This window comes from Lutibacter sp. (assembly GCF_046055765.1).
Lineage (GTDB): Bacteria > Bacteroidota > Bacteroidia > Flavobacteriales > Flavobacteriaceae > Lutibacter.
Genome location: NZ_JASFZF010000043.1, coordinates 1 through 7322, shown reverse-complemented (window position 1 = coordinate 7322; position 7322 = coordinate 1). Strand labels below are relative to the sequence as shown.

The 7322-nt window shown below is 26.3% G+C and carries 6 protein-coding genes; 4 read left to right on the top strand and 2 right to left on the bottom strand.

Going from position 1 to position 7322, the window contains the following annotated elements:
* The 4 genes from QM495_RS05295 to QM495_RS05280 form a co-directional block, all read left to right on the top strand.
* On the top strand, positions 1-909 hold a 909-nt coding region (locus QM495_RS05295; RefSeq protein ID WP_408671071.1), incomplete at its 5' end, for a mevalonate kinase.
* Between the two features lie 41 nt (positions 910-950).
* Entirely contained in the window at positions 951-1886 is a 936-nt protein-coding gene (locus QM495_RS05290) for a geranylgeranylglycerol-phosphate geranylgeranyltransferase (RefSeq protein ID WP_408671070.1), read from the top strand.
* A 57-nt stretch (positions 1887-1943) separates the two neighbouring features.
* Positions 1944-2837, top strand: coding sequence for a pseudouridine synthase (locus QM495_RS05285; protein WP_408671069.1), 894 nt, complete (start codon positions 1944-1946; stop codon positions 2835-2837).
* Between the two features lie 188 nt (positions 2838-3025).
* On the top strand, positions 3026-3307 hold the full coding sequence (locus QM495_RS05280) for a hypothetical protein (RefSeq protein WP_408671068.1): 282 nt from the start codon (positions 3026-3028) through the stop codon (positions 3305-3307).
* Between the two features lie 31 nt (positions 3308-3338).
* On the opposite strand, the gene QM495_RS05275 is transcribed toward QM495_RS05280, so the two are convergent.
* Complete coding sequence (locus tag QM495_RS05275; RefSeq protein ID WP_408671067.1) at positions 3339-4571, bottom strand: DUF3999 family protein; 1233 nt, start codon at positions 4569-4571, stop codon at positions 3339-3341.
* Positions 4555-7074, bottom strand: coding sequence for a DUF2339 domain-containing protein (locus QM495_RS05270; RefSeq protein WP_408671066.1), 2520 nt, complete (start codon positions 7072-7074; stop codon positions 4555-4557). The genes QM495_RS05275 and QM495_RS05270 overlap by 17 nt, the downstream gene beginning before the upstream one ends.
* Positions 7075-7322: the final 248 nt, after the last annotated feature.

The window sequence follows — 7322 nt, the reverse complement described above, 5'->3', positions numbered from 1 at the left end:
GCAAAAATTTTATTGTTTGGAGAATATGGAATTATTAAAGATTCCAAAGGCCTTGCAATACCTTACAATAGTTATCAGGGAGCTTTAAAAATATCGAATACAATTTCTGAAGAAGAAATTAAATCTAATAAAAATTTAGAAAAGTTTTACAATTACCTTTTGGGTTTAAACACTAAAAATATAGTAAGTTTTAGATTAGATGAATTTAAAACAGATATTGAAGAAGGAATGTATTTTGATTCAAGTATTCCGCAAGGTTATGGTGTTGGTAGTTCGGGAGCTTTAGTTGCTTCAATTTACGATAAATACGGTAATGATAAAATTACTGTATTAGAAAACCTGACTAGAGAGAAGTTACTAAAATTGAAAGAAATATTTTCTTTAATGGAGTCTTTTTTTCACGGTAAAAGCTCAGGATTAGATCCTTTAAATTCCTATTTAAGTATTCCAATTTTAATAAATTCAAAAGATAATTTAGAAGCTACTGGCATTCCGTCTCAAAAAGAAGGAAAAGGTGCTGTATTTTTATTAGATTCAGAAATGATTGGTGAAACAGAGCCAATGGTAAACATTTTTATGAATAAAATGAAAAATGAAGGTTTTAGAAAAATGCTAAATGAAGATTTTGCAAAACACACTGATGCCTGCATTGATGACTTTTTGAAAGGAAATGTAAAATCATTATTTGGTAATGTAAAGCAATTATCTAGAGTAGTATTAGATAATTTTAAACCTATGATTCCTAAACCTTTTCATACAATTTGGAAGAAAGGAATTGAATCTAATGATTACTATTTGAAATTATGTGGTTCAGGTGGTGGAGGTTATATTTTAGGGTTTACTAAAGATTTTGATAAAGCAAAAATAATATTAAAAGATTTTAAACTAGAGTTAGTTTATCGATTTTAATTCTTTCTATAACCTAAGTTTACTTACTAATTTTCTTACCAATGGATTTACTTGAAATTTCCAAAAATAACAGTAAAAAACAGGCACCTTTATATATAAAAGTATTGAGTTTATTTTCTGTAGTAAGAGGCTATAATATTTTACTAATTGTAGTTGCTCAATATTTAGCATCTATTTTTATTTTTTCACCTGAAAAATCTTTAAGATATGTGTTATTTGATATTAACTTATATTTTATAGTGCTTTCAACTATATGTGTGATTGCTTCAGGATATATTATTAATAATTTTTACGATTCTGAAACTGATAAAATTAATAAGCCAGTAAAATCTAAAATTGATGCTATTGTAAGTCAAAAAAATAAGCTCCGTTTTTATTTTCTGTTAAATTTTATTGGGGTTGTTACTGCGCTTTTAGTGTCTTGGAGGGCATTTGTATTTTTTTCAATTTATATTTTTTTAATTTGGTTTTATTCTCATAAACTTAAAAAATATCCTTTGACAGGGTTATTTTCTGCTGCAGGGTTGGCTATTTTACCATTTTTTGCTGTTTTTGTATACTACAAAAATTTTTCTGAAATAATTTTTACTCATGCAGCTTTTTTGTTTTTCATTTTGTTAATACGTGAGCTGATAAAGGATTTGGAGAGAATACAAGGCGATTTTATTCAAAATTATCAAACTATAGCTGTTAAATATGGTGAATATTTTACTAAAATATTAATTTCGTTTTTGGCAATTTTAACGCTAAATCCAATTTATTTCTTAATGAAATATCCAGAAATTGGAGGTATGAAATACTTTTTTTATACAAGTATTATTGTTCTTATTAGTTTTGTAATTGCTTTATGGTTTAGTAAAAGTAAACGCAATTATGTACTATTGCATTTAGTATTGAAGTTATTAATTGTTGCAGGTGTATTTAGTTTAGCATTAATTGATTATTCAGTGATTATAGATAGAATATTACTGAAATAAAGTAATTATTTCGTTAAATATCAGTAGAATAAATTACTTTTGCAAAAAATATAAATAATGAATTCAAGTAAAAACTCGTCGAGAGGACGACATCAAGGAAAAGGAAAACCTCAAAATTCTTCAAAACCAAGTTTTAATAGCAAAAAGAAATTTGCAAAAAATTACAGGCCTAAGCCAATCATTAAAAGAAGTAAGCCAATTTCTAATCAAGAAAATAAGCAGTCTGAAAATAAGCAAGAAAGTACAGGAATACGTTTAAATAAATACATTTCTAATTCAGGAATTTGTTCTCGTAGAGATGCGGATGTTTTTATTAAAGCAGGAAGTGCTTCAGTAAATGGAAAGTTAATAACTGAAATGGGCTACAAAGTAATGCCAACTGATGTGGTTAAGTTTGATGGTTCAACAATAAGTCCTGAAAAGAAAAGATATGTATTGTTAAATAAACCTAAGAACTTTATTACAACAATGGATGATGATAGAGGTCGAAAAACAGTCATGGAATTAGTTGCTAACGCTTCAAAAGAACGAATTTATCCTGTTGGAAGATTGGATAGAAATACTACGGGTCTTTTATTATTTACAAACGATGGTGAATTAGCAAAAAAGTTAACACATCCCAAACATAATATTCAGAAATTATATCACGCTTCGTTAGATAAAAAATTAACAATGAGTGATTTACAAAAAATTGCCGAAGGGTTTGTTTTAGATGAAAAAAGAGTGCAGGTTGATGAAATATCATATATTATGAATCAACCAAAAAGTGAAGTAGGTGTTAAAATACATTCAGGAAGAAATAGAATTGTGCGTAGAATTTTTGAAAATTTCAATTATAGCGTAGTAAAATTAGATCGTGTAATTTTTGCTGGTTTAACAAAAAAAGATTTACCTCGTGGGCATTGGCGTCATTTAACGGAGCTAGAAATTAGTAATTTGATGATGCTTTAATTTTAGTTAAAAATATTGAATAAAAAAACCAAGAAATATCTTGGTTTTTTTATTTTTTATGGGTTTTTAAGCCAAAAAAAAGTGATTTCTTAATGTTAATTTTAGCTGTTGATTCAAATATTTTTTTATATTTGAAAAACTATATGAAGCAAAATAAATAATAATTTCACGTTATAACTAACTTTATTTTGAAACGAATAATTGTAGATTATAAAAAACTAACCAACAAAATTCTTAATTTATTGGTGGAAAAATTCCCTGATGGTTATGGAATAAGAGATATTGTTAAATTCACAAATCATAAAGGTCAATATATTGAAGCAGTTGAGGTTTCTAATGAAGATACGATGTATTTAGTGAAAATTAGTGATGAATTAGTGGGTAGTATGGAAAGCCATGAAGATGAGGAAGTAATTTCTGAAATAGATATTGATGAGATAAAAGATATGGACTTAGATGATGATAAATAAGATGTAAAAATAAAAAAATTACAACCCCTTTTTAGTTAGATTTTATCATTTTTACTGAAAACCATCCAAGTAGTACAATTATTACAAACATAATTGCCCATAACCAATTTTTATTTATAAACAGAGGTTTTCTTTCCTGAATTTTCTTTTTAATAATTAGTTGCTCTTTCCCAAGATTTAAGAGGGCTAAAGTATCAGGAATTTTTGAAATGAAGCGTTCAATATCATAATTTGGTTTAGAGGCTTTTTTGTTTCCATAAGTTAAAAAATATTTTGCAGGCTTCGTAAATCGGACAATTAATTGATGAATGTAACCTTTTACTGTAATGGTATCAATGGTTAAAGGTGAATTGTCACTATTATAAATAGTAATTTTTATTTTTTTTAAAATTCTACTTTTGAATTTAAATTCGTTTTTTTCAAATGAATTTAGTGTTCCTCTAGTTAATGTTTGATAATTAGATATCCAACCCATTTCTGATTTTACACTATCAGACACATATTGAATAGTTATTGGTCTGTAATAATCAAATGTATTTTTAACCTTAATTTTGACCGAACTCACAGGAACGGTAGATTTTAAATCTATTTCAAGTATCGTTACTTTTTGTTCTTTTTTCTGTACTTTTTTTATTTTTTCAATAGAGTAGGTATTATAACTACCATTATAAATCTCATGTGATGTAATTTTCACATTAGACAGTTCTGGTTTTTCTTTGCCTTTTATCAGTAATCTGAGATAATGATATTTTGAGCTTGGAAAATTCAATTTAGTAAATTGATAATTGGTTTCTTTATTTGTAATAGATAATATTCTATAATCATTTATAATAGTAAACCATTGCAGTTGGTTTTGACTTCCTTCAAGATTCAATTTCCAGTTAAAATTTAGTTGCTTAAAATTTAGTTTTAGCTGATTTATGGTTTTTCTAGATACGACTTCAAACGTAAAATAATATCCATTTTTGTTATGAGATGAATTTATAATTTTAAAATTTACTTCTTTATTAATTAGCTTTTCTGTTTTCGTTTGAAGTAGGTATGAAGCTTCAAGTGTGTCATTTTTTGAAGTAATGCCATAAATTCTAATATCGTTTAAGTTGGGAGCTACTTTTTCAAAAATTTCTTCGGGTAAAATCACTTTATGCCAAGTATTATTAATTCCCTGTAATTCTCTTTTATAATTGTTTTGCTGCATTTGTCCGAATGAATAGGAACTAAACAGCAATAGTAAAAAGGTACTTATTTTAGCTTTCAATTTCATCAGTTATTTTGTATTTAAACTTATTATATAAAAATGAAATAATTAATAATAGTATTCCTAATGAAAGAAATACAATGGTTTTTGAAATGGTGTTTAAATGCGAAATATCATAAAAGAAAAGTTTTAGAAGTGTAATTGCAAAAAGTCCAATGGCACCAATACGTAAATGTTTTTTAGTTTTCCAAATTCCTAAAGAAATTAGCGACAAAGAATAAATACCCCAAAGTATACTAAGCCCCAATTTATACGACTCAGAAGATCCTGAAAGATCCATTAAGTTAATTAGTTCGCTACTCAATATCCATAAAATAGTAGTGTGTAGTAATAAATCAAAAGCCATTTTTAAATCAACTTTCATAAATTCCTGACTAATATATTTATAAAAAGATATAAGTAATAATACAATAAACCCAAAGGAAACATACCTAATTCCAATATTAAAAGTACTAATTTCATAATAATTAGCTAAAGTTTTTTCTAAATAACTTTCGCGTAATTCACTTATTGCATATAAACCTTGTAGTAAAAATACTAGTATTGCAAAAGCGTTTAGAACTAAATTAATTTTACCTAACAATCTGTTTTTTAATTTTTTGATATTTAAAAATGAAAGAACAGAAACGAACAATAAAGAGTAATTAAGTACCCAAATAGTTTTAAATTTAATTAAATCATAATTGGTATTTTGCTCATATTCATTAATTGTTAATATTGATTCATTATAAAGATTTTGCCAATAATTTTCTAATTCTAATCTAAATGCTAAATAAAGTGTACTTAAAAGTACAGCAGGAATTAGAAATGAAATAATTTTTAGCAACTCACTTTTTAATGGTGATAGGTATTTTTTATCAGTGTTTAGCCAATAAATAAAACCAAATGAGCTAATAAATAATAATGAAGTAAGAAAATGAATATTTAGTATTGGTGTTATTTTTATTGCCTTAATATTAAAATAACCCTGATTATAATTCATAGACCAATCTTGATGAATACTGAAAACAGCCAAAGCCATTAAGGGGTAAGAAATGTATTCATAAATAGGAATCTTTTTTGTTCTTCCAATCCAAAATAGTAAAGCAGCTTCACCAATCCATAAAAGTGTCACCCAATTTCCATCTAATTGAACAGGAATAGCGATAGTAATAAAAATAAGTACCAATCCAGAAACGAGATAAAATAAATTTTTATCACCTAATTTTTGTTTGTATATGATTATACTAACAAAGAAATGTAAAAGACCATTGCATAATGTGAAAACACCTAATAATTGAGTACCAATTTCGTGGCTATCTAAAATGCTGTAACCAAATCCATAAAACACAAATGAATTGGCTAGTAATAACAAAATATCAGTGATATTAAACTTTTCCTTTTGAATTAATTTAAAAGCAAGGAAAGTTGTATAAAAAATTGCAAAAAAGATAGATGTAAAAATTAAAGCCATTCCAAAATGCTCATCTATTTTAAAACCAGACACATGCCAAGACGTAAATATTAACCAAGTAAGTATAAAAGAAGAAAAGTAAAGAGGTTTCCAATATTTTTTAAAAGCAATTACTAGAATCCCAATATTAATAATTGCCATATAACTAAAAAGTATGGTTGTATTTCCTGAGTTTTCACTTAATAAAAAAGGAACTGCATAGGCACCAACCAATCCAATATGTGCAATAATTTGTTTGTTGTAATTTAAGGCTGCAATAATCGTAAATATGGTAAAAATTACCATAAGAGTAAAAGCAATTGTTTGTGGGAAAAGCTCATAGAAACTATATGCCGCATAAGTCATAAAATATAAAATTGCTATGGCTCCGCTTACTAAAACAGCACTAAAATTCACATATTTTTTCTTTAATTTTATTCCGAATCCTAAAAGGCCTAATCCAACTAGATAGCCTAATATAACTCTTGTTAATGGACTTATTAAATCATGTTCAATAGAATATTTTGTTCCAATTGCTACACCAATGATAATTATTGCGATTCCAATTTTATTTATAAGATTTTCTCCAATAAATTTTTCTAAATTTAAATTTGATTTCCCTTTTGATTTGATATTTTGAGTGGTTTGAACAGAAGGTGTATTCTTAGTTGTACTTTGAGGTTTTTCAAAAATTGTAGTTCGTTTTTCTTTTGGAATAATAATCCACAAGAGTATATAAAGGAAAAAACCAATACCGAAAAATATGGATAAAAAGAACCAAAGAATTCGTACTACTATTTTGTTGATTCCAAAGTATTTAGCAAACCCAGAACATACACCACCTAATACTCTATGATTTGTAGTTCTAAGTAATTTATTTGGTGCTATATTTTCATTAGATATTGGTTGTTTAGTAATAGATACTTTTTTAATAAATTCTTTTTTTTCAATAGGGTTTTTTAGAAGAGTTAATTCCTTTTGTAGTTCATTTACTTCTTTAGAAAATACTTCTTGTCTTTTTAAAAGTGTTTCAAGCTTCTTAAGAAGCTGATTTATTTGGTCTTGATTACTAGTCATGTCAATTTATAATTTTACAACTATTAAAGTAAGAGGGGAATGTAAATATTACTATCCCAATGTGGGATAATCTAATTTTTGTAAGTTAGTTTAATTTATCAACATAATTATGTAACTTTTCTTTAAGTATTAGTTTTTAATAGTTTAGAAGTTGTAAACTAAGATATTGTTTGGGAGATGGTATGGAGATTTGAAAATAAAACCCTTATAGATAAAGGGATTGTGAGATGTAATAGTGGAGACGCCGG